The organism is Rhizobium sp. UBA1881 (genome assembly GCF_002338015.1).
Lineage (GTDB): Bacteria > Pseudomonadota > Alphaproteobacteria > Rhizobiales > Rhizobiaceae > Rhizobium.
This window is the reverse complement of the sequence record NZ_DDHH01000060.1, coordinates 1-316: the sequence shown is the minus strand read 5'-3', so window position 1 is coordinate 316 and position 316 is coordinate 1. Positions and strand designations below refer to the sequence as shown.

Sequence of the window (316 nt, the reverse complement as noted above, 5' to 3'; positions counted from 1 at the left end):
TGCCACCGGCGAATGGATCGGTGGCTTTGCGCTGACAGAACCGCAAGCCGGCTCGGATGCCTCCAATCTGCGCACCCGCGCGCGACGAGATGGCGATCACTACGTGCTTGATGGCGCCAAGCAGTTCATCACCTCGGGCAAAAACGGTCAGGTCATTATCGTCTTTGCGGTCACGGATCCGGCCGCCAGCAAGAAAGGCATCACCGCCTTTATCGTGCCGACCGATACACCAGGATACGAGGTCATTCGCGTCGAGCACAAGCTGGGCCTGCATGCCTCCGACACCTGCCAGATCGCTTTCAACGACATGCGCGTT

1 protein-coding gene is annotated in these 316 nt (G+C 60.1%); it reads left to right on the top strand.

The genetic code is table 11. The features are described 5' to 3' along the window. A partial coding sequence (locus tag B3605_RS07030; RefSeq protein WP_296433412.1) for an acyl-CoA dehydrogenase family protein occupies positions 1-316 on the top strand: 316 nt, incomplete at both ends.